Here is a 20,242-nt window from a genome sequence, read left to right as displayed (position 1 = left end):
GCTATAATAATTATCGTTTAAAGATGTATGAAAGGCTGTCAGACGATAGGTCTGATGAGAAAAAATAAAATGACAAATTATGCGATAATTCTGGCTGCGGGTAAAGGAACTCGTATGAAGTCTGATCTTCCAAAGGTCATGCACAAGGTTGCAGGTATTACCATGCTAGAACATGTTTTTCGTGCTGTTTCAGCTATTAATCCTGAAAAAAATGTGACTGTTATTGGGCACAAGGCGGAACTAGTTAAAGAGGTTCTTGGAGAACAATCGCAATTTGCTATGCAGACTGAACAATTAGGAACAGGTCATGCAGTAATGATGGCTGAAGACGAACTGGCAGATCTTGAAGGGCAAACCTTGGTTATCGCCGGTGATACTCCCTTGATTACAGGAGATAGTCTTCAAAGTCTGATTGAGTATCATATCAGTCATAAAAATGTGGCAACGATTCTAACGGCAGAAGCTTATAATCCATTTGGCTATGGACGCATTGTTCGCAACAAAGATCAAGAAGTGACCAAAATTGTTGAACAAAAAGATGCCAATGATTATGAGCAAGCCATCACAGAAATCAATACAGGGACCTATCTCTTTGATAACAGACGTCTTTTTGAAGCCCTTAAAAATATCGATACTGACAACGCTCAAGGGGAATACTACCTAACAGATGTCATCGGTATTTTCAAAGAAGCTGGTGAGAAAGTGGGTGCCTACAAACTTCGTGATTTTGATGAAAGTTTGGGCGTTAATGATCGTGTTGCTCTTGCGACAGCTGAAGGTGTGATGCGCCGTCGTATCAACCACATGCACATGGTTAACGGGGTGTCTTTCCAAAATCCTGATACCACTTATATTGATATTGATGTTGACATCGCTGAAGAAGTTGTTGTAGAAGCTAATGTTACGCTTAAAGGCCACACTAAAATTGGCCGCGGAACAGTTCTAACTAATGGTACTTATATTGTCGATTCAGAAATTGGCGCAAATGCTGTGATAACGAATGCGATGATTGAAGAAAGTGTCCTAGCTGACGGTGTGACAGTTGGTCCGTATGCGCATATCCGTCCAGGTTCTGAGTTAGCCAATAATGTGCACATCGGAAATTTTGTAGAAGTTAAAGGATCGAAACTTGGTGAAAATACTAAATCTGGTCATTTAACCTATCTTGGTAACGCTGAGATTGGCAAGGATGTTAATATTGGTGCAGGTACTATTACGGTCAATTACGATGGTCGCAATAAATACAAGACAGTTATTGGTGACAGCGCCTTTGTTGGTAGTCAATCAACCCTAATTGCGCCACTTGAAGTGGGAGACAATGCTTTGACTGCTGCTGGTTCAACCATCACCAAGGATGTTCCTAAAGATAGTGTTGCTATTGGACGTAGTCGTCAGGAAAACAAAGAGTTTTACGCTCTTAAATTACCACATCACCCAAGCAAAAAATAAGTTATAGTCGTTTGAATTAACTGTGATAGAGCGTCACTTTCGACTTGCCCTACTCAAGTGCTGGTCTCATCTTAGTTCCTTATCTAAAAGTTAATTCATTTGATTATAGAAAGTGGTTTTGAGGATTTATTATGGATTTTGAAGAAAAAACGCTAAGGCGTGAAATGATTTTTGAAGGAAATATCTTTACCGTAGCGGTTGATGATGTCGCCTTGCCCAATGATTTAGGACAGTCTAAACGTGAATTGGTATTTCACAAGGGAGCCGTTGCGACGCTGGCAGTCACCCCAGAAGACAAGATTATCTTGGTCAAACAATATCGCAAGGCGATTGAAAGTATTTCTTATGAGATTCCAGCTGGAAAATTAGAAATTGGCGAAGCAAGTTCTGAAAAAGAAGCTGCTGCGCGTGAGTTGGAAGAAGAAACTGGTTATGCCGGTGACTTAACTTTCTTGTACGAATTTTACACAGCGATTGGTTTTTGTAACGAAAAAATCAAACTGTATTTGGCAAATCATTTAACAAAGGTACCAAATCCACTTCCTCAAGATGATGATGAAGTTCTTGAGGTTTTGGAATTCAGTTACGATGAGTGTATGGCGATGGTAGCTTCTGGTCAAATCCAAGATGCTAAAACCATTATTGCTTTGCAATATTATGGACTTCATATGAGGAAATAATCAGTTATGGGAAAACCGTTATTAACAGATGAAATCATTGATCGTGCCAACCGTGGTGAAGATTTTGATGATCTTTATGATGATGACTTTGATGGTCAGGAGACAAGGGTGATGTCGACAGAGAAGATTATTGAGTCTCCTACAAAAAGGGGGGTCTTTTCCTCCAAGAAGGATAAGCCAGTTATCAAGAGTCGTCGGATTGAGAATGCCAAGAGAAATGCTTTTCAAGCTAAAATCAATCGCATTCTTTTGATTGTCATTTTACTCTTTGCCCTCTTGCTGGCAGCTATCTTTTATTTATAGAAAGTATTTATGAAAATTGGAATTATTGCCGCTATGGAGCAGGAACTGCGTCTTTTAGTGGAAAAACTTGTGGATAGATCTGAAGAAGACGTTCTAGGAAACACCTATTACACTGGATGTCTTGGAAATCACGACCTAGTCTTGGTTCAATCAGGTGTTGGAAAAGTCATGTCAGCTATGTCAGTGGCTATCTTGGTGGATCACTTTCAGGTAGATGCTGTCATTAATACAGGGTCAGCTGGGGCAGTGGCACATGGTCTAGCTATTGGCGATGTGGTTGTAGCTGACAGGTTGAGTTATCATGATGTCGATTTGACAGCTTTTGGCTATGATTATGGGCAAATGTCCATGCAGCCCCTTTATTATGAGTCTGATAGTCAATTTGTGTCGGTTTTTAAAGATGTCTTAAAGCAAGCTGACGTTAATGCTCAAGTTGGCTTGATTGCTACTGGTGATAGCTTTATTGCTGGCAAAGATAAGGTGGATGTTATTAAAGGTCACTTTCCTGAAGTGTTAGCTGTTGAGATGGAAGGGGCTGCCATTGCTCAAGCTGCCGCAGCCTGTGGAAAACCTTTTATTGTCGTTCGTTCTATGAGCGATACAGCGGCACACGATGCCAACATCACTTTTGATGAGTTTATCATTGAAGCAGGAAAGAAATCAGCTGAGGTATTAATGTCATTTCTTGAGAAATTGTAAATTAAAGAGGTTGAGCTTTAAGCCATCCTCTTTAATTTATTTTAGTACAATCAAGTTGACGCAGTATTTGCTTGTTATGACATTCGCTTTTCAAGCTCCGAAGATAGCATCATCAACTGAACCTAGGCTAAAAGAATCTAGTAGATTACTTTAGCCTAGGTTCAGCAATCAAAGAACGAAAAGGCAGGACTATTTTGCACAACTTTCATAAAGTGTTTTCTCAAGTGAGAACTCGCTTGGCACACCAGTTGATTCATCTTTTATTTGCCAATTTACCCGTTGAAATAATGTAAATAAAAAATTTACATCGTTTTGGTCTTTTGGAATAGCATCAAAAAGTGTATCAACTGTCCAAAATGGGGCTTTTAAGATATAAGGTTTGTCTATGGTGCCTTTACGGCCTATTCCAATAGCATCCTTATCTTGCGATAGTGCTTCATTTACACTTAGCATATAGCCACCAGTGCCATATACGGGAATATTACCATCTTCTAAATGTTTATAATCACGCCCTGATTTAACTTGGGTTATCTCCCCCAACTTCCACTGTTCCCAAGCGTTTGTCTAGTCGTCGCTGGTGTAATGTTTTTTACTTTCTAGATTGGTGGCAGCTGTTTTTCTAGGATTGTCAAATGGTAAAAAGACTCGTCCAATTATCAACACTTCCTCGCATGCGCATTTGGTAGTTTTTAGGTATAATGGGCAACAAAATGACGTGGCTATAGGCCCATAATAAGAAATGAAAAATGACGATGTATTGTTCTTTTAATTAGCTGCTTTGACTTCTAAAAAAAACTTTGAACGGCAAAATGTTCAAAGTTTTTTTAATAGTATCAAGTGCCTCATGTAGTCAATGGGCATGGAGCGTAAGTGGTCTAGGTAATTCCTACAATACTAGTTAGTTGGGTTTTGCTGAATCGAGATGCTTCTCGACAAAAAGTTCCTGACAAACGATGTGGGGAAGTGTTAAGGACCATTTTTCAGATATGATGGTCATCGTTTTGGTATAATCATCAATTTCAATCAGTTCGAATGAATCTAATAAGTGAAAGTTATGTTCTTCTAAGTAATTTAATAAGTCAGCATGATCATGATAACGTTTTAAACTATAGCAGCCAAGTTCTGTGACATCTGTTAAACAGTTGGTATAGGTTTCATTAAGGCATTCATTTTTTCGAGGAATACTTCCTCCATGAGGGCAGGTCTCAGGAAAATTAAGAATTTTCTCTAAACGATCGATAAACTTATCAGAAACGCTGTGTTCTAAAATTTCAGCTTCTTCATGCACTTCTTTTTCAGAGTAGCCTAAATCCTTAATCAAAAATAACTCGATTAAGCGATGCTTTCGATAGAGACTAGAAATCAAAACCATCCCTTTTTCAGTAATGAGGTACCCTTTTTGTTTGTCTTTTGTGATCCAGTTTTCATGGATCATTTTTTTTATCATTTCAGATACAGCAGGCGGCGAAACATCCATCTGTGCGGCAATTTCTTTGTTGGTAATCTTGGCGTTGTGCTCACTCAATTCATAAATACGTTTGAGGTAATCTTCTTTATTTGGAGTCATAGTATTACTTTCTTAATTCATATCCTAGATTAAGTATAGCAAAATTTACGGAAAATTGTTGACAAGATAAAAATAAAAGGTTAGTCTATTTATAAAATTAAGTATACCTAATTTATTTTATAAACCTATTTAAGGAGTTTTCAAATGAAGAAAATACTAAAATGCCTATCACTTTTACTTTTAGTTCTTGTTGGTTTGACAGCTTGTGGCTCAAAAGAGACTAGTCAAGCGTCAAACGCTAAGCATGATAAGCCAGTTGTTACCGTTACCACGTCATTTCTAAATGATATGGTCAAACAGTTAGCTGGTGATTATGTCAAACGTGAGTTAATTATACCGGCCGGTGAAGACCCACATCTTTATGTTGCCAAGTCAAGTGATTTAAAAAAATTACAAAAAGCTGATTTGGTCTTGTATCATGGGTTACACTTTGAAGGAAAAATGGTGGATGCCCTAGAACGAAAAGGAACAGCTGTGACGAAAAACTTTACTAAAAAAGACATTGGTACCATGGATGAAGATGGTAAAGAAGTCGTGGATCCTCACTTCTGGTTTGATATTAACTTGTACCAAAAAGCAGTTAAGGAAGCTTCCAAAGAACTGAAGTCATTGCTACCAGAGCATCAAAAAGAAATTGCTAAAAATACTAAAAAATACCTTGCTGACTTAGACAAGTTGGATCAATGGAATAAGGATGCCTTGTCTGTTATTCCAAAAGAAAGTCGCTACCTGGTTACACCACACGATGCCTTTAACTATTTTGCCCGTCGTTACGACTTTACCTTGTATGCGCCACAGGGGGTTAGCACTGATTCTGAAGTCGCTAACAGTGACATGATGGAAACAGTCAACTTGATCAATAAACATCATATCAAAGCTATTTTCACCGAATCAACAACAAATCCAGAACGTATGAAAAAACTACAAGAAGCAGTTGCTGCTAAAGGTGGTAAAGTAGATGTTGTTTCAGGTGAAGGTAAAGAACTATTTTCAGATTCATTAGCACCAGAAGGTCAAGATGGGGACAGCTATATTGACATGTACAAGCACAATACTAAGCTTATTGTTGACTCACTGAAATAAAAAGCGATTGAGGGGAAAAATTAACGTTTCCTCTCAAATTGTCATGACACTTGGGGTATATCTCCCAACGATAAGTGGTACAATTCTCTTATCTCAATAACACTTTGGAAAGGAAGGGCGCTCTGAAAAAGAGTAACTAACTACTATGGAAACAGCTATTCAAATTAAGGATTTATCCGTATCTTATCAATCAAATCAAGCCCTATCTCATCTAAATTTAGAGATTCCTAAGGGGAGTCGTACGGCTATTGTTGGTCCCAATGGGGCTGGGAAGTCCACTTTATTTAAAAGCCTTCTCCAATTGGAGAAGGCTCAAGATGGTCATATTTCCCTACTTGGCAATGACCAACCTTCTCCCCAGTGGTTGGCTCGAAAGGTAGCTTATATTCCTCAGGCGAGTCAAGTGAACTGGCAATTTCCAGCAAGGGTTTTTGATATTGTTTTGATGGGACGCTACTCCTTGATTGACAATTGGCTTAAGAAACCGGGAAAAAAAGATAAGGAAGCTACCTTAGCTGCTCTAGATAAAATGGATTTGCTAGATTTTCAAAAACGCCAAATTGACCAATTATCTGGTGGGCAGAGACAACGGGTTTTTTTAGCTAGAGCGTTAGCTCAAGAGGCTGAATTGTATCTGATGGACGAGCCATTGGCTGGTGTAGATATTAAGACAGAACAGAAGATTATGGATATTCTTCGCGATTTTCAAAAGGAGAAAAAGACTTCGGTCGTTATTCACCATGATCTTCAAAGTGTGGCGACTTATTTTGATTATCTTGTTTGGCTAAACAAAAGAATAGTTGCTCAAGGGACTATCGACCAAGTCTTGACAGAGGAAAACTATCAAGCAACTTACCAAGTTTTGTCACAATCACCATTCTTGACAACGCGTAAGGAGGATTGAGATGTTAGCTGTTTTGACGGACTATTCTTTTTTGACCGTGGCCTTGGGAACATCGGTTTTTGCACTCGCCTCTTGCTTGTTGGGCTCACTTAGCGTCCTGAAGCGCCAAAGTCTTATTGGAGATGCCATTGGTCACGCCTCTTACCCAGGGGTCATCTTAGCCTTTATGGTTTTTGAATCGCGCAATCCTTTGCTTCTGATGCTGGGAGCCATGCTGACAGGTCTTCTCTCTTACAGTTTGATTTATGTTATTAATACTTATGGTGGGCAGAGCTTCGTTAATGCTTTATCCTTGGTATCAGCCTCGTTTTTCGGATTAGGGATGGTCCTGAAGAACCTTCTTCAGGGGAATCATCATTACCAGAATGCTTCTCAAGCTGGACTTCAGACTTATTTATTTGGACAGGCTGCCTTTATTCAAAAATCAGATATTTATTTGATTCTAGGAGTATCTCTTGTGTCATTAGGACTATTTGCTTGTTTTTTCCAACGTCTCACGCTTTATCTTTTCGATGAAGGATTTGCCCAAGTAAGTGGCCTGCCTCTATCCTTGATCAAAGGAGGTCAGGTTATTTTGATGACAGCTTTGATTGCTGTTGGCTTGAAAGTAGTCGGTGCTATCTTGATGAGCAGTTTCCTCATTGCACCGAGTATTTTTGGTCTACTTTTAGGCAAAACCTATAAACAAACCTTAGTTTTAGGCAGCCTGATGGCAATGGCTTCCGCCTTTATGGGGAGTTTAATGAGTTCTAGCATTCGTGGGATGTCTACGGGACCGGCCATTATTGTTTGCATGATGTGTTGTTTAGGGCTCGCTTTTTTCTGGTCTACTTATATTCGAAAGGAGAATCGGCGTGTCTGAAGTACTTTTAATAATGATTGTTATTGCTATGTCTTGTAGTTTGATTGGGAACATTTTAGTGATCAGCAATCAAAGTATGCTTGCAGATGCTTTGTCACACTCAGTTCTTTTGGGAATTGTGTTGGGATTCTTTCTGACACAAGATTTAAATTCTCCCTTACTATTGATTGGTGCTAGTGTATTTGGGGTCCTGACAATTGTCATGATTGAAGGCATTTATAGTCAAAAAATCGCTCAAGATGCAGCGACAGGTTTAGTGTTTACATTCTTTTTCGCACTGGGAGTTATGCTGATTTCTTTATTTGCTAGAAATGTTCATTTGGATTTAGATGTGGTCTTGATGGGAGAAGTTCTTTTTACGCCATTTGTGAGGAGCCAACTTTTGGGAGTTGATTTACCGGTTGCTCTGTTGAGGGGGATTTTACTTTTACTGTTTCTAGCACTCTTTTATTTCCTATATTTTAGACGTTTGTCTCTTTATTTATTCGATAAAACTCAGGCTAGATTGGTTGGAGTCAATCTTGGGCTGCTGAAAATGTCTCTGACCTTTCTAGTTTCTTTGACGATTGTGGCTGCCTTTGATAGCTTGGGCTCAATCACTGTCATTAGTTTTTTGGTTGCCCCTGCCATGATAGCTAGCCTATGGTCACAGACTTTTCTGAGTTTTACGATGCTTAGTCTCCTTTCATCCATTCTATTAGCTAGTTTGGGATATTACTTGGGAATGTTGTTTGATGTGACCGTTTCTGGTATGTCGGCAGTAGTAGCTCTGATCAGTTTTCTAGTTCTTTTGTTAGTTAAAAATATCGTAGGCCTCATTTCAAAGAGAAAGCCAATCTAAAAAACACAGGCAGAAGATGATGTTAGTGCATCTTCTGCCTGTGTTTTTTGATGAAAACCTATTTCAAAGGTAAAAAGTTTGATACTCTTGATGATCTTGACTTATATCTGGATCTAGTGGACCAATCCTGTATTGGGTTTATACTCTTCGAAAATCAAAAGCAGATATTGTCGACTTGTTTTGATAAACGTCACAGTTCTATCTGCATGTCTGCCTCTGATTTTCATTGACTATTAACAACTATTACTTGGTTTTGGCTTCTTGTTTAACCGTAATTTTTTTAATGGTGATATCTTCTTTTGGCTTGTCGCCATCGCCAGTTTCGACGGCAGCGATTTTGTCCACAACATCCATACCAGAAATGACTTGACCAAAGACGGTATAGCCACCATCTAAATTCAAATTCCCCCCCTCTTTGTAGGCGTCAATGATTGGAGCAGGATAGTCTCCCTCTTTGATCTGATTGGCTTGGTTCTTAGGATTTTGATTGATGAAAAATTGGCTGCCGTTAGTACGATCTGACCCTGCATTAGCCATAGAAAGCGCACCTCTGAGATTGTAGAGGAAGGGTGTGATTTCATTTTTAAAACCAGTACCTGAGTCAATGTTAGAATCTTTCCCATTCCAAATAGATTGGCCTCCAGTACCATCGCCATTTGGATCACCGGCTTGGATCATAAATTCTTTAATAACCCTGTGGAAGGTTAAGCCATCATAGTAACCTTCTTTAGCGTGAGTGATAAAGTTTTCCACAGCTAGTGGAGCGTATTTAGGGAAAAGTTTGATGTTAATATCTCCCATACTTGTGGATAAAATAACTTGACTCTCATCTTTGGCTACCTTATTAGATAGCTGAGGAAAGGCCTCTTGACCTGATTTCAAGGCTTTTTGAATATCTTTTTGATAGTTAGCATCGGTTTCTTTGGCTTGTTGAAGTGACTTTTTTTGATTGACGTAATCATCGCCTTTGAGGGTTCGCTCCACCTTGTCACAACCTGTTAAAAAAACAAGACCAACTAAACTGATTAGCAATATTTTTTTCATAGTAACCTCTATTTAACAAATGAATTAGTGAAATTATACCATAATTGCGCTTGAATGTGATGAAAAACCTATGAAAACGATTTTAATCATGGTAGAATGTATGAAAATGGTAAAGGAGGCTCTCATGGCTACAAAAGAAGAGTGGGTAAGACTATTTGAGACGGTTGTGGGACGTAAACCAAGGGCGGATGAGTTTAGGGCAGCGAAAGAAGTGGGATTTGACCCTTCTCAGATACTGCGCATTGCTGGTTATCATCAGGACCAATCGGATGCAACGAAAGCAACTTCTGTTCAGAACAAGGAAGTAGAGACAGAACCTGTAACTGGTCCTGGTTGGCAAGTTCCAGAAGCAAGTCAAGCAACAAATGAGACCACGCAATCAACTGTTAAACTTGGCATCATTTTAGCGATTGTGTCATTAGTCTTGTCATTGGGTTTGCTATTGGCAGCTTGGCTGACGCCGCTTGCTGTTAGTTTCTTGGTGCTCTCTGTTTTAAATCTTAGTTTTGCTGGGGTGCTTCTCTTCTTAAATCTTAAGAAACCAGGAAAACTCTTATCTATTGTAGCAGCAGTGGTAGCTGGGCTTGTTCTTCTATCTTCATTGGGGGCATTAGCGTTTCAACAGTATCAAGAAAAGCAACTTGCTGTTCTTGACCAAAAAAACAGCCAAGAAATGAGTAAAGATGACGCTCTTGATCATTCTGATAAGGGCGATAAGGCAGATAGCACAGACGTTAATGATTATATTGATAAAAAGGCGGCGTTTGCTTGGACTGAAAAGGATTTTACAGCCTTAACATTTGCTGGTTATGATAATAAAGAAGCTACTAGCCTAAAGGAAATCATCAAAGAACATGGTAAAGCAAATGATGCTGAAATTTCAGGAGATGCTCTGACTCTGACTTACAAATCAGGAAGTGGCGTTAACCGTAAGGAAACACGTCTTCGTTTTGAAAAACAATATGATGGGCGCTTTATGTTATTCAGTGGTAGTGCTTATGGTATCAGCGAAGCGATTAACCTTAATCACAATTACAAATCAAATTGGCCTAAAGCAGAGTATGACAAGTTAATGCTGGGGGATTATGAAACAGGTAAAGGTGGAAGCAAGTGGAGCCATATTCAGAAGAACTATGGAGATCCAAAAGATGCCTTTGTTCATCTCTCTAACTATGGAGATGGTGTTTCAAAAATGTTAGATGTCACTTATAGTGATTATGACTCGAAGGATGATAAGCTAAGCTATGTGGCTCTCGATTTTATAGAAAATGACGGAGAATACTACCTTGTTCATAAATACTCAGATCAAGATGACTTTTAGTAAAAGCAGGCTGCGGTCTGCTTTTTTATGGTGTGTCAGGAGATACAAACAAAGTTAAATAGTGTATAATAGAAAGGATTACATAAACAGAGAAATAGCTAAAAAGGGTTACAAAAACCCAACTTGGCTGATAACAAGAAAGGACTTGCCTTGCGAAAAGAAGTGTCACCAGAGCAACTTAATTATAATAAATTTCCAGGACCTAGTTTTCTTCATTTTGGGGATATAGTCAAGAGTGAAGACGGCGCTATTCATTTTAAGCTGGTTCAAAATAAGAAGGATGCTTTTAACCCAGAAACGTTTGGGCAACGTTTCTCAGAGATTCTTTTAAAATATGATTACCTTGTTGGTGATTGGGCGAGTGATCAGTTACGGATTAAAGGTTTTTTTAGAGATAATCATAATATCCGAAGATCCAGTCGATTGTCTAGAATTGATGATTATTTGAAAGAATACTGTGCCTTTGGGTGTGCTTACTTCATATTGGAAAATGAACAACCTGTGGAAATAGCTTTTGAAGAAGAAAAACCTTCTAAACGAAAACGTAGTCGTAGACGCAAATCAACTAAAGCCACAATGACTAATTCTGCTTCCCAAAAAGAGACCGAGAAATCTCGAAAAGTAAAAACATCTAAAAATAAGTCTAAACAATCAGAACTTTCCAATGACAATGAGCATTTTTCAAGTCGAAAACGTCGACCAAAAACGCAAAGTCAAAAGCAAAAAAGAGACAATCCAGCTAAGGCTTCTGGCAAGTCAGGCGGACAAAATCAGCATTTTACTATCCGCAAGAAAAGTTAGGGTGATAGAATAGTGTTAGGACATGTGTTTAACGAAAAAACCCAATTACATGAAAACTATCGTAAGCCTATTTATGTTGCATTATTGATTTACGCAGGCTTAATTGGTGTTATGTGTTTTGGGCCTCAATCATCAGTATCTGGCGTTACAACCCCTAATATCATTTATCTTGGTCGCCTGAGGTTACTCCTTGTTCCCTTTAACTCTTTTGTGAATTTTAATGAGTTGGAAACGCTGCGAGAAAAGGTTTGGGTTGTTGGGCAAAATGTGGCCAATGTTTTCTTGCTCTATCCTTTGGGGATTTGTATTCATCTGCTTTGGGATAAATGGTCAACGTCACGAAAAGCCCTGTTATTAGGTTTTTGTGTGAGCGTCTTTATTGAAACAACCCAGCTTGTTCTAGACCTGTTATTTGATGCCAATCGCGTATTTGAAGTGGATGATTTGTGGACAAATGCCTTAGGAGTATTTTTAGCCTACCATACTGTAAAGTGGGTAAAACAAAAATGGTTGTCAACCAAGTATCATATAGATTGACTTGCTATCATTAAAAAGCTAAAAAAGCTATAATGATGGTAAAAGGAAAGTTGCTTCTCACTAAGAGCCTATGCTTGGAGAAAGTGTGATCGTTATCAAAAGGATTTGTGCTATCGTTGTCTTCGGTTATTAGGAAAAATGGAAAGTGCTTGTCAAAAGATTTCTGAAATAGAATCAAATCTAACGTAAAAATGGGAAGTGGAGATCTGCTCAGCATTACTGAGATCAATCCACTCCCTTTTCCTATGGATGAAAAGGAGAGTTATGAAAAATAAAGAGAAAAAAGCTAGACCAAAGAATATCTTGGTTAGGTTAGGCTGGTTTTTTAAGCTTGAGAAAAAAGCCTATCTAATTGGAATTACTTCTTTGATGTTGGTTTCAGTGCTTAACTTAATTCCCCCAATGATTATGGGGAAGGTCATTGATAGCATTACAACGCAGAGCTTAGAAGAGTCTGCACTTTTGTGGAATCTCTTTCTACTCGTTTTAGCGGCGGTTGGTATGTATGCTTTACGCTATGTTTGGCGCATGTACATTTTGGGAACTTCCTACCGTTTAGGACAAATTATGCGGTCACGCCTTTTTGAGCATTTCACACGTATGTCGCCATCTTTTTACCAAAAACACCGTACAGGGGATTTGATGGCTCATGCAACCAATGATATCAACGCCTTAACACGTTTAGCAGGTCCTGGGGTTATGTCTGCTGTGGATGCTTCTGTTACAGCGGCAGTGACCCTTTTAACCATGTTTTTAAGTATCTCATGGCAAATGACCCTAGTGGCGATTATCCCCTTACCATTCATGGCTTATGCAACTAGTCGACTTGGTCGAAAAACGCATAAAGCTTTTGGGCAATCCCAAGCAGCTTTTTCAGAACTCAATAACAAGGTCCAAGAAAGTGTCTCGGGGATCAAAGTAACCAAGTCTTTTGGCTATCAGGCTGAAGAGTTAGCGTCATTCCAAGAAACTAATGAAATGACCTTTAAAAAGAACATGTACACTAAAAAGTACGATGTCCTCTTTGATCCACTAGTTCTTTTGTTTATTGGAGCCTCCTACACCCTTACTTTGGTTATGGGATCTGTTATGGTATCGAAAGGGCAGGTGACGGTTGGTAATTTGGTGACCTTTATCACTTATCTTGATATGCTAGTATGGCCTTTGATGGCGATTGGTTTTTTGTTTAATATGGTACAACGTGGAACAGTGTCTTACGATCGTATTGAACATCTCTTGAATCAACAATCAGATGTTCAAAATCCAGAAAATCCTCTCCCCAGTATTCAGAACGGGGATATTACCTTCGAGATCGATCATTTTGATTATGACGACTCTTCTTATACAACCTTAGAAGATATTCATTTCACTTTGAAAAAAGGTCAAACTTTAGGTTTAGTAGGTCAGACGGGTTCAGGTAAGACAACTCTTATTAAGTTACTTCTGCGAGAGCATGATGTTACAGAAGGTCGGATTATCTTGGATGGAAATGATATCAAGGATTATAATTTAGCTGATCTGCGTCAATTGACAGGATATGTTCCCCAAGATCAGATGTTGTTTGCGACAAGTATTATCAACAATGTTCGCTTTGGGGATATCAAATTAGGCATTGATAGTGTAGAGCGTGCCACACAACTATCACATGTTTACGACGATATTAAAGCCATGCCAGAAGGCTTTGACACTCTAATCGGAGAAAAGGGCGTATCACTTTCAGGAGGTCAAAGGCAGCGTATTGCCATGAGTCGTGCGATGATTTTGGATCCTGAGATTTTGATTTTGGATGATTCCCTATCAGCAGTGGATGCTCGAACAGAACATAGCATTATCGAAAATCTGAAAGCCAGTCGTCAGGATAAGACAACTATTATCTCTGCCCATCGTCTCTCAGCAGTGGTGCATGCGGATCTTATCTTGGTAATGCAGGATGGGCATATCATTGAGCGAGGAAATCATGAAGAACTCTTGGCACAAAATGGTTGGTATGCAAGAACTTATGAATCACAACAATTAGCTGAAGCAGTAGAAGAGGAGGTGGGGTATGACATCTAAAGGCCAACAATGGCAAGTTTTTAAACGATTAATCGGTTATTTGAAGCCTTATAAATTATGGACAATCTTAGCGCTAGCCTTACTCTTACTCACTTCAGTGGTTAAGAGCTTGATTCCTTTGGTTGCTTCGCATTTTATTGACCAGTACCTTTCCAATGTAACAGGTGTTGCTGTTATGGTTTTGGTTGGTTATTATGGTATGTATCTTTTGCAGACGGTTATTCAGTATTTGGGGAACTACTTCTTTGCGCGGGTATCATATAGTATTGTACGCGATATTCGTCGCGATGCTTTTTCTAATATGGAAAGATTAGGCATGTCTTATTTTGATCAGACGCCAGCAGGTACTATTGTATCTCGTATCACCAATGATACTGAAGCTGTCAGCGAGATGTTCTCAGGCATCCTGTCTAGCTTTATTTCTGCCATTTTCATTTTTACCGTAACACTTTACACCATGTTAACGCTGGATATGCGTTTGACAGGGTTTGTCATTCTTTTTTTACCACTCATCTTTATTTTGGTGAATCTTTACCGTAAGCGTTCGGTAGTCATTATTGCTAAAACACGTGCCTTTTTGGGTGAAATTAATTCTAAGTTATCTGAGAGCATTGAAGGTATTCGCATCATCCAAGCTTTTGGTCAAGAAGTGCGCTTGCAAGAAGAATTCGATGCTATCAACGACCAACATTTTGAATATTCAAGACGGTCAATGTCGCTAGATAGTCTCTTTCTGCGCCCAGCGATGAGTCTTTTAAAACTCTTGGCCTACGCTGTTTTGATGGCTTACTTTGGCTACCGAGGTAATGAAATTGGTATTACAGCTGGTATGATGTATGCCTTTATACAATATATTAATCGTCTCTTTGATCCGCTAATCGAAGTGACACAAAATTTCTCAGTCCTCCAGACTTCCATGGTATCTGCTAGTCGTGTCTTCGAACTCATTGATGAGAATGGCTATGAACCCAAGCAGAATGCGCACGATATTCAGATGGTTGACGGAAATATTGAATTTAAGAATGTCTCTTTCTCATACGATGGGAAACATCAGATTCTTAAAGATATTTCCTTTAAAGTGAACAAGGGGGAAACCATTGCTTTTGTTGGTCCGACTGGTTCTGGCAAATCGTCAATTATTAACGTTTTTATGCGTTTTTATGAGTTTCAATCCGGTCAGGTATTGATTGATGGCATTGACATTCGCAATTACCCAGCTCATGAGTTAAGAAATAATGTTGGTCTCGTTTTACAGGATCCTTTCTTATACCATGGGGATATCAATTCCAATATTGCTATGTATAAGGATCTAACAGATGAAGAAATTAAAGCGGCGGCAGAGTTTGTGGATGCGGACCACTTTATTCAGAAACTACCAGACAAATATGACCACGCTGTTGCTGAACGTGGCTCTGGCTTTTCAACAGGCCAACGCCAGCTTCTGGCATTTGCAAGGACAGTTGCCGCCCAACCTAAAGTGCTAATCTTAGATGAAGCCACTGCCAATATTGACTCTGAAACTGAAATCCTAGTGCAACGTTCTCTTGAGAAGATGCGACAAGGTCGAACGACCATTGCTATCGCTCACCGTCTATCAACTATCCAAGATGCCGATTGCATCTATGTTTTAGACAAGGGTCATATCATTGAAAGTGGTCGTCACGAAGAGCTCCTTGCTCTTGGAGGAACCTACCAGAAAATGTATCAATTACAAGCTGGTAAAATGGAAGAATAACAAAATCACATAAGACAAGCTGAGGTAGGGGACAAATGCTAGTTCCCTATCTTTTTTAGTCATCAATATCAAGATCCCTAAAAGCGAGGCGATTTGAATAATCCATAAAATAGCTTGAAAAGATATCGTTAAAGAGAGGAGAGCAAGGTAGAGAAAATCACCGCTACCCATTTTAATATCTTGGATGTCTGCCAAAACACCTAGAAGAATAAAGACAGTTGTCACAGGCTGCCAATGGTTTGTGACTGCCATAGGAACAAAAACCATCAACCAGATGACTAAAGGAAAAGAATGTGATTTGATATCGTAAAGAGACAAACAGATGCTGGTCGCCAATAACATAGCTTGACTAGCAGTTAGGATTTGCCAAAAAAACAATAAGGCCAATAGACCGTAGCTTGCTTCGATAACAGCATAATGGATGGGGAGCCTTGTCTGACAATAGCGGCAGCGACTCTTGGTGAGAAGTTGAGAGAGGATAGGAAAGAGATCGTACCACCTTAGGCGGGTATGGCAAGAAAAGCAGTGACTGGAAGGTGAGATAATAGATTGTTCAGGAAAACGGTCAAGGACAAGTCCTATAAAAGAACCGATTGTAGCACCGATAAAAAAGATTAAGATAGTCATACTTTATTATTCGAAAATAAAAAAAGTAATTGCTTGACTTTTATTTAGAATGATTCTAAAATAGAATTATAATTAATAAAGGAGGCCTTTTAGATGGTATACGAAAAAACACAAGCAGTTCTTAATCAAGCCGTTGCAGATCTTTCAAAAGCAGCATCAATTATTCACCAAACACACTGGTACATGCGTGGACCTGGTTTTCTCCATTTACATCCTAAAATGGATGAATTGATGGATGACTTGAATGACATCCTTGATATTATGAGCGAACGCTTGATCACTATTGGTGGTGCCCCATACTCTACTTTGAAAGAATTTGATGACCATTCTAAATTAACAGAAGAAGTGGGATCTTACGATAAGTCAATGGCAGAACGTCTAGAGAAGTTAGCTGATGTTTATTCTTATCTTTCAGACCTCTTCCAAGAAGGTTTAGATGCTAGCGACAAAGAAGGGGACGACCCATCAAATGGCATTTTTTCAGATGCTCAGGATACTGTTCAAAAAACTTTATGGATGTTACAAGCAGAACTTGGTCGTCCTACTGGATTGTAAGAGCAGACGGTAATATCATCCAGTTTTAAGATGTGGTCCTGTGTCCCGATTTTAGAGGTGTTAGCCTGTTATGGTTTTCTTGAATCTCTTGATGATGTTAAGCGCATTTGAAACAAGCATAGAACAGAAGTACTCAGAAAAGTATGACCAATTGGTTATGCTTTTCTTGAGGTGTTTTTTTCTAGGTTTAGATAGATGAAAGCAGGTCTTATGGATGGAATGAATACGATTTTCTCATTGTTTGTTAAAAGGAGAATCGGTTAGTAATGTTTTTTGCGACTGAAAGTGCAAACGATTGCAAAAAAACTTGAAAAAAGCACCTAATTTTGCTAAAATTTTTCTATGAAAACTCTCTACGATGTTCAACAATTACTTAAACAATTTGGGATATATGTTTATGTCGGCAAGCGTCTTTTTGATATCGAACTCATGAAATTAGAATTGGCTAGACTTCATGATAATGGTCTGATTGAACGCGACCAATATTTGCAAGCTGAGTTGGTTTTAAGGCGAGAGCATCGTTTAGAACTAGAAAAGGAAGAGAAAAATGAGTAAAAAATTATTAGGTATTGACCTTGGTGGAACAACTATCAAATTTGGCATTTTGACAGAAGCGGGAGAAGTCCAAGAAAAATGGGCGATTGAAACCAATGTTCTTGAAGACGGAAAACACATCGTTCCAGATATCGTGGCTTCAATCAAGCACCGTTTGGACCTGTATGGGCTAACGAGTGAGGATTTTGTTGGTATTGGCATGGGTTCACCTGGTGCGGTTGATCGCGATAAAAAAACAGTTACAGGAGCCTTTAATCTTAACTGGAAGGAAACTCAAGAAGTGGGTTCTGTTATCGAAAAAGAAACCGGTATTCCCTTTGCCATTGATAATGATGCTAACGTTGCTGCTCTTGGGGAACGGTGGGTAGGTGCTGGTGCTAACCATCCAGATGTGGTTTTTGTGACACTAGGAACTGGCGTCGGTGGTGGCGTTATTGCTGATGGCAATCTTATCCACGGTGTCGCAGGTGCCGGTGGTGAAATTGGTCACATGGTTGTTGAGCCTGATACTGGTTTTGAGTGCACTTGTGGCACTATTGGCTGTCTTGAAACGGTTGCGTCAGCTACTGGTGTGGTTCGTGTGGCTCGCCGTTTAGCAGAAGGCTATGAGGGTGACTCATCTATTAAGGCAGCTATTGATAATGGGGATAGCGTGTCAAGTAAAGATATTTTTGAAGCGGCTCAAAACGGTGATAACTTTGCCAATAGTGTTGTTGATAAAGTTTGCTTCTACCTTGGACTAGCAGCTGCTAATATTGCCAACCTTTTGAATCCCGATTCAATCGTTATTGGAGGTGGCGTTTCTGCGGCTGGAGAATTCTTACGTAGTCGTGTCGAAGCTAACTTCAAGAAATACACTTTCCCTCAAGTTCGTCAATCAACACAAATTAAATTGGCTGAGTTGGGAAATGATGCAGGGATTATTGGAGCAGCCAGCTTAGCAAGAAGTGAGAATTAAGAAAGAGGTTGTTTAAATAATGTTTTGGATTAGTTTAATTACCGTCAGCCTGGTGATTCTTGCTTACTCAGCCTGGAATTATTTCCGTTTAAAAAAAGCAGCCACTTTTGTGGATAATGCAGAATTTGCGCAGCTTATGCGAGTTGGTCAGCTGATTGATATTCGTGGACCTAGTCGCTTCCACCAAAAACACATTCTGGGAGCACGTAACTTTCCTTTTCAACAATTTGAAGCATCGCTTGGAGCCTTGACTAAAGAAAAACCAGTTCTTATCTATGACGACAACCGTGGCGCCTTAATTCCCCGCGTTGCTAATATCCTCAAAAAAGCTGGGTTCGAACGAGTTTATGTTTTGGAAAATGGCTTTGATGGCTGGGATGGTAAGGTAAAATAATAAAGTATGTCGAAAAAGAGCTACATCATTAGCTCTTTTTTGGTTAAATGTCAAAATTCTGATGATATTTTTGGTGAAAAGTAGTACAATACTCTCATTATCAAAAAAGTAAGGAGAATGGTATGCAGAAAAGTTTCATTCATCAACAAGAAGAGATTTCTTTTGTCAAAAATACATTTACGCAGTATCTAAAGGATAAACTTGATGTTGTTGAAGTACAAGGTCCGATTTTAAGCCGTGTGGGAGACGGCATGCAGGATAATTTATCCGGTATTGAAAATGCGGTTCGTGTTAACGTGAAATTGATTCCTGACGATGAGTATGAAGTTGTCCATTCTCTTGCTAAATGGAAACGTCACACACTGGCTCGCTTTAACTTTGGTGAGGGTGAGGGGCTATTTGTCCATATGAAGGCTCTTCGACCAGACGAAGATTCACTTGACCCTACCCATTCTGTGTTTGTTGATCAATGGGATTGGGAAAAGGTTATTCCTAGTGGACAGCGGAATTTAGCTTATTTGAAAGAAACCGTTGAGCAGATTTATAAGGCCATTCGATTGACAGAGCTGGCTGTCGAAGCCCGTTATGATATCGAGTCCATTCTTCCTAAAAGGATTACTTTTGTCCATTCTGAAGATTTAGTCAAAGAGTATCCTTTTATGACACCGAAAGAACGTGAAAATGCTATTACTAAAAAACACGGAGCGGTATTCTTAATTGGTATCGGTGGTGAACTCAGCGATGGTCAACCTCATGATGGACGTGCGCCAGACTACGATGATTGGACGTCAGCGTCTGAAGGAAATTACAAAGGTTTAAATGGGGATATTCTTGTCTGGAATGACCAACTAGGATCAGCTTTTGAATTGTCTTCTATGGGTATTCGTGTTGATCAAGAAGCCCTTCAAAAACAAGTAGCCATTACAGGTGATGAAGACCGTCTTCGATACGATTGGCACCGATCGCTACTCAATGGTGAGTTCCCCTTGACTATTGGTGGGGGGATCGGTCAGTCTCGCTTGGTAATGTTTTTACTTCGTAAACAACATATCGGTGAAGTTCAATCAAGCGTTTGGCCGACAGATGTCCGCAATGCTTTTGAACATATTTTGTAAATGGAAACTCAAAACTCTGTAAGGTCATGTAACTTATGGAGTTTTTTTCGGTGCAATTACCATAAATAGACGTGAAAACATTTACACTTGACTTGATTCAGCTTTTTAAACATTTTTGTGATATACTTGTACAGTTAATAAAACACATTTATAGAGG

21 protein-coding genes and 1 pseudogene are annotated in these 20,242 nt (G+C 39.2%); 18 read left to right on the top strand and 4 right to left on the bottom strand.

All coding sequences use genetic code 11. The features are described from left to right. Nucleotides 1-69: 69 nt before the first annotated feature. The 4 genes from glmU (at nt 70) to ABP870_RS05750 (ending at nt 3,131) form a co-directional block, all read left to right on the top strand. The gene (gene glmU, locus ABP870_RS05765) at nt 70-1,449 is read left to right on the top strand and encodes a bifunctional UDP-N-acetylglucosamine diphosphorylase/glucosamine-1-phosphate N-acetyltransferase GlmU (RefSeq protein WP_350014508.1); all 1,380 of its coding nucleotides are present in this window, start codon (nt 70-72) and stop codon (nt 1,447-1,449) included. A gap of 131 nt (nt 1,450-1,580) precedes the next feature. Further along, nucleotides 1,581-2,129: an NUDIX hydrolase gene (locus tag ABP870_RS05760; RefSeq protein ID WP_350014507.1), complete on the top strand. Its 549-nt coding sequence runs from the start codon at nt 1,581-1,583 to the stop codon at nt 2,127-2,129. Between the two features lie 6 nt (nt 2,130-2,135). Further along, a complete protein-coding gene (gene macP / locus ABP870_RS05755; RefSeq protein WP_350014506.1) occupies nt 2,136-2,432 on the top strand; it encodes a cell wall synthase accessory phosphoprotein MacP in 297 nt (98 codons plus the stop codon). 9 nt (nt 2,433-2,441) lie between these two features. Next, nucleotides 2,442-3,131: a 5'-methylthioadenosine/adenosylhomocysteine nucleosidase gene (locus ABP870_RS05750; protein ID WP_350014505.1), complete on the top strand. Its 690-nt coding sequence runs from the start codon at nt 2,442-2,444 to the stop codon at nt 3,129-3,131. Between the two features lie 189 nt (nt 3,132-3,320). Here the strand turns inward: ABP870_RS05750 and ABP870_RS05745 are convergent. Further along, a pseudogene (locus ABP870_RS05745) lies at nt 3,321-3,674 on the bottom strand (restriction endonuclease subunit S); the annotation flags it as partial. Nucleotides 3,675-4,029: 355 nt separating this feature from the next. Further along, on the bottom strand, nt 4,030-4,698 hold the full coding sequence (locus ABP870_RS05740; RefSeq protein ID WP_350014504.1) for a metal-dependent transcriptional regulator: 669 nt from the start codon (nt 4,696-4,698) through the stop codon (nt 4,030-4,032). Nucleotides 4,699-4,842: 144 nt separating this feature from the next. On the opposite strand from ABP870_RS05740, the gene ABP870_RS05735 reads away from it, so the two are divergent. The 4 genes from ABP870_RS05735 (at nt 4,843) to ABP870_RS05720 (ending at nt 8,388) form a co-directional block, all read left to right on the top strand. Then, nucleotides 4,843-5,781: a metal ABC transporter solute-binding protein, Zn/Mn family gene (locus ABP870_RS05735; protein WP_350014503.1), complete on the top strand. Its 939-nt coding sequence runs from the start codon at nt 4,843-4,845 to the stop codon at nt 5,779-5,781. Between the two features lie 145 nt (nt 5,782-5,926). Beyond that, entirely contained in the window at nt 5,927-6,685 is a 759-nt protein-coding gene (locus ABP870_RS05730) for a metal ABC transporter ATP-binding protein (protein WP_350014502.1), read from the top strand. Between the two features lies 1 nt (nt 6,686). After that, on the top strand, nt 6,687-7,547 hold the full coding sequence (locus ABP870_RS05725) for a metal ABC transporter permease (RefSeq protein WP_350014501.1): 861 nt from the start codon (nt 6,687-6,689) through the stop codon (nt 7,545-7,547). Next, nucleotides 7,540-8,388, top strand: coding sequence for a metal ABC transporter permease (locus ABP870_RS05720; protein WP_350014500.1), 849 nt, complete (start codon nt 7,540-7,542; stop codon nt 8,386-8,388). The genes ABP870_RS05725 and ABP870_RS05720 overlap by 8 nt, the downstream gene beginning before the upstream one ends. Nucleotides 8,389-8,631: 243 nt before the next feature. On the opposite strand, the gene ABP870_RS05715 is transcribed toward ABP870_RS05720, so the two are convergent. After that, nucleotides 8,632-9,432 (bottom strand): peptidylprolyl isomerase, encoded by an 801-nt coding sequence (locus tag ABP870_RS05715; RefSeq protein WP_350014499.1) that lies wholly within the window; start codon nt 9,430-9,432, stop codon nt 8,632-8,634. A 124-nt stretch (nt 9,433-9,556) separates the two neighbouring features. On the opposite strand from ABP870_RS05715, the gene ABP870_RS05710 reads away from it, so the two are divergent. From ABP870_RS05710 to ABP870_RS05690, 5 genes are all read left to right on the top strand, one after another. Further along, nucleotides 9,557-10,753, top strand: a complete 1,197-nt coding sequence (locus tag ABP870_RS05710; RefSeq protein ID WP_350014498.1) for a hypothetical protein — start codon at nt 9,557-9,559, stop codon at nt 10,751-10,753. 150 nt (nt 10,754-10,903) lie between these two features. Further along, complete coding sequence (locus ABP870_RS05705; RefSeq protein WP_405054643.1) at nt 10,904-11,554, top strand: YutD family protein; 651 nt, start codon at nt 10,904-10,906, stop codon at nt 11,552-11,554. A 24-nt stretch (nt 11,555-11,578) separates the two neighbouring features. Continuing rightward, a complete protein-coding gene (locus ABP870_RS05700) occupies nt 11,579-12,091 on the top strand; it encodes a VanZ family protein (protein ID WP_350014496.1) in 513 nt (170 codons plus the stop codon). 264 nt (nt 12,092-12,355) lie between these two features. After that, complete coding sequence (locus ABP870_RS05695; protein WP_350014495.1) at nt 12,356-14,146, top strand: ABC transporter ATP-binding protein; 1,791 nt, start codon at nt 12,356-12,358, stop codon at nt 14,144-14,146. Continuing rightward, a complete protein-coding gene (locus tag ABP870_RS05690; RefSeq protein ID WP_350014494.1) occupies nt 14,136-15,881 on the top strand; it encodes an ABC transporter ATP-binding protein in 1,746 nt (581 codons plus the stop codon). The genes ABP870_RS05695 and ABP870_RS05690 overlap by 11 nt, the downstream gene beginning before the upstream one ends. Here the strand turns inward: ABP870_RS05690 and ABP870_RS05685 are convergent. Further along, on the bottom strand, nt 15,855-16,508 hold the full coding sequence (locus ABP870_RS05685) for a prepilin peptidase (protein ID WP_350014493.1): 654 nt from the start codon (nt 16,506-16,508) through the stop codon (nt 15,855-15,857). The genes ABP870_RS05690 and ABP870_RS05685 overlap by 27 nt on opposite strands. A gap of 93 nt (nt 16,509-16,601) precedes the next feature. On the opposite strand from ABP870_RS05685, the gene ABP870_RS05680 reads away from it, so the two are divergent. The 5 genes from ABP870_RS05680 (at nt 16,602) to asnA (ending at nt 20,085) form a co-directional block, all read left to right on the top strand. Then, a complete protein-coding gene (locus tag ABP870_RS05680) occupies nt 16,602-17,063 on the top strand; it encodes a Dps family protein (protein ID WP_350014492.1) in 462 nt (153 codons plus the stop codon). 342 nt (nt 17,064-17,405) lie between these two features. After that, on the top strand, nt 17,406-17,618 hold the full coding sequence (locus ABP870_RS05675; RefSeq protein WP_350014491.1) for a YqgQ family protein: 213 nt from the start codon (nt 17,406-17,408) through the stop codon (nt 17,616-17,618). Further along, nucleotides 17,611-18,576: an ROK family glucokinase gene (locus ABP870_RS05670; RefSeq protein ID WP_350014490.1), complete on the top strand. Its 966-nt coding sequence runs from the start codon at nt 17,611-17,613 to the stop codon at nt 18,574-18,576. Before ABP870_RS05675 ends, ABP870_RS05670 begins: the two co-directional genes overlap by 8 nt. A gap of 19 nt (nt 18,577-18,595) precedes the next feature. Next, on the top strand, nt 18,596-18,970 hold the full coding sequence (locus ABP870_RS05665; protein ID WP_350014489.1) for a rhodanese-like domain-containing protein: 375 nt from the start codon (nt 18,596-18,598) through the stop codon (nt 18,968-18,970). Nucleotides 18,971-19,092: 122 nt separating this feature from the next. Further along, nucleotides 19,093-20,085, top strand: coding sequence for an aspartate--ammonia ligase (gene asnA, locus ABP870_RS05660; protein WP_350014488.1), 993 nt, complete (start codon nt 19,093-19,095; stop codon nt 20,083-20,085). The last annotated feature ends 157 nt before the right edge of the window (nt 20,086-20,242 follow it).

Origin of the sequence: Streptococcus jiangjianxini (assembly GCF_040225085.1) — a bacterium.
In the GTDB taxonomy this organism is placed as follows: Bacteria; Bacillota; Bacilli; order Lactobacillales; family Streptococcaceae; genus Streptococcus; species Streptococcus jiangjianxini.
Note: the sequence above shows the minus strand (reverse complement) of the source record. Positions and strands in the feature narration are given on the sequence as shown.

Bases quoted from the DNA above. Each gene is read 5' to 3' on its own strand.
- ABP870_RS05760 (WP_350014507.1), top strand. From the start codon at position 1,581: ATGGATTTTGAAGAAAAAACGCTAAGGCGTGAAATGATTTTTGAAGGA.
- glmU (WP_350014508.1), top strand. From the start codon at position 70: ATGACAAATTATGCGATAATTCTGGCTGCGGGTAAAGGAACTCGTATG.
- ABP870_RS05735 (WP_350014503.1), top strand. From the start codon at position 4,843: ATGAAGAAAATACTAAAATGCCTATCACTTTTACTTTTAGTTCTTGTT.
- ABP870_RS05715 (WP_350014499.1), bottom strand. From the start codon at position 9,432: ATGAAAAAAATATTGCTAATCAGTTTAGTTGGTCTTGTTTTTTTAACA.
- ABP870_RS05730 (WP_350014502.1), top strand. From the start codon at position 5,927: ATGGAAACAGCTATTCAAATTAAGGATTTATCCGTATCTTATCAATCA.
- ABP870_RS05670 (WP_350014490.1), top strand. From the start codon at position 17,611: ATGAGTAAAAAATTATTAGGTATTGACCTTGGTGGAACAACTATCAAA.
- asnA (WP_350014488.1), top strand. From the start codon at position 19,093: ATGCAGAAAAGTTTCATTCATCAACAAGAAGAGATTTCTTTTGTCAAA.
- ABP870_RS05690 (WP_350014494.1), top strand. From the start codon at position 14,136: ATGACATCTAAAGGCCAACAATGGCAAGTTTTTAAACGATTAATCGGT.
- ABP870_RS05665 (WP_350014489.1), top strand. From the start codon at position 18,596: ATGTTTTGGATTAGTTTAATTACCGTCAGCCTGGTGATTCTTGCTTAC.
- ABP870_RS05740 (WP_350014504.1), bottom strand. From the start codon at position 4,698: ATGACTCCAAATAAAGAAGATTACCTCAAACGTATTTATGAATTGAGT.
- macP (WP_350014506.1), top strand. From the start codon at position 2,136: ATGGGAAAACCGTTATTAACAGATGAAATCATTGATCGTGCCAACCGT.
- ABP870_RS05725 (WP_350014501.1), top strand. From the start codon at position 6,687: ATGTTAGCTGTTTTGACGGACTATTCTTTTTTGACCGTGGCCTTGGGA.
- ABP870_RS05675 (WP_350014491.1), top strand. From the start codon at position 17,406: ATGAAAACTCTCTACGATGTTCAACAATTACTTAAACAATTTGGGATA.
- ABP870_RS05685 (WP_350014493.1), bottom strand. From the start codon at position 16,508: ATGACTATCTTAATCTTTTTTATCGGTGCTACAATCGGTTCTTTTATA.
- ABP870_RS05750 (WP_350014505.1), top strand. From the start codon at position 2,442: ATGAAAATTGGAATTATTGCCGCTATGGAGCAGGAACTGCGTCTTTTA.
- ABP870_RS05680 (WP_350014492.1), top strand. From the start codon at position 16,602: ATGGTATACGAAAAAACACAAGCAGTTCTTAATCAAGCCGTTGCAGAT.
- ABP870_RS05710 (WP_350014498.1), top strand. From the start codon at position 9,557: ATGGCTACAAAAGAAGAGTGGGTAAGACTATTTGAGACGGTTGTGGGA.
- ABP870_RS05695 (WP_350014495.1), top strand. From the start codon at position 12,356: ATGAAAAATAAAGAGAAAAAAGCTAGACCAAAGAATATCTTGGTTAGG.